Source organism: Streptomyces niveiscabiei (genome assembly GCF_001419795.1).
Classification (GTDB): Bacteria; Actinomycetota; Actinomycetes; order Streptomycetales; family Streptomycetaceae; genus Streptomyces; species Streptomyces niveiscabiei.
Map to the genome: position 1 here is coordinate 1 of NZ_LIRL01000665.1, position 1026 is coordinate 1026.

Consider the following 1026-nt stretch of genomic DNA (forward strand, 5'->3'; position numbering starts at 1 on the left):
GCCTACGTCATCTACACCTCCGGCTCCACCGGCCGCCCCAAGGGCGTCGTCGTCTCGCACCGCGCCATCGCCAACCGGCTGCGCTGGGGCCAGGGCACCTACCGGCTGACCCCGGCCGACCGGGTCCTCCAGAAGACGCCGTCCTCGTTCGACGTGTCGGTGTGGGAGTTCTTCTGGCCCCTGCGCGAGGGGGCCACGCTCCTCCTCGCCGAGCCCGGCGGCCACCGGGACCCCGACTACCTGGCCCGCCTGATCCGCGAACGGGCCGTCACCGTCTGCCACTTCGTGCCCTCGATGCTCCAGGCGTTCCTGGCGTCGGCGGGCGCCGCCGGCTGCCGGCACACCCTGCGCCAGGTGTTCGCCAGCGGCGAGGCGCTGCTGCGGGAGACCGTGAACACGTTCGCGCGCACCCTGCCCGGCGTGGAGCTGCACAACCTCTACGGCCCGACCGAGGCGGCCATCGAGGTCGCCCACCACACCTGCGCCCCCGACGGCACCGGCCCCGTCCCCATCGGACGGCCCGTGTGGAACACCCGCCTGCACGTCCTCGACGCCCACCTGCACCCCTGCCCGCCGGGCATGACCGGCGAACTCTACCTGGCGGGCGTGCAGTTGGCCGACGGCTACCACGACCGGCCGGGGCTCACCGCCGACCGGTTCGTGCCCGAGCCCTTCGGCCCGCCCGGCGCCCGCATGTACCGCACCGGCGACCTGGTCCGCTGGACGCAGGACGGCGAGATCGAGTACCTGGGCCGCACCGACCACCAGCTCAAGCTGCGCGGCCAGCGCGTCGAGCTCGGTGAGATCGAGGCCCGGCTCGGCGAGCACCCCGGGGTGGCCCAGTGCGTCGTCGTGCCCCGGGAGACCCCCACGGGCACCTCCCTGGTCGCCTACGTCGTCGGCACCGCCGCCGAGGACGAGCTGCGCGGGCACCTGTCCGCCGCGCTGCCCGCCGTCATGGTGCCGTCCTTCTTCGTGCCCCTGGACAGCCTGCCGCTGTCGCCCAGCGGCAAGGCTGTCCAGGGG

1 protein-coding gene is annotated in these 1026 nt (G+C 74.5%); it reads left to right on the top strand.

Features of this window, described 5'->3' with window-relative positions:
• Positions 1-1026, top strand: a 1026-nt coding sequence (locus AOK24_RS29850; RefSeq protein WP_159052029.1) for an amino acid adenylation domain-containing protein, incomplete at both ends; no start/stop codon positions are given.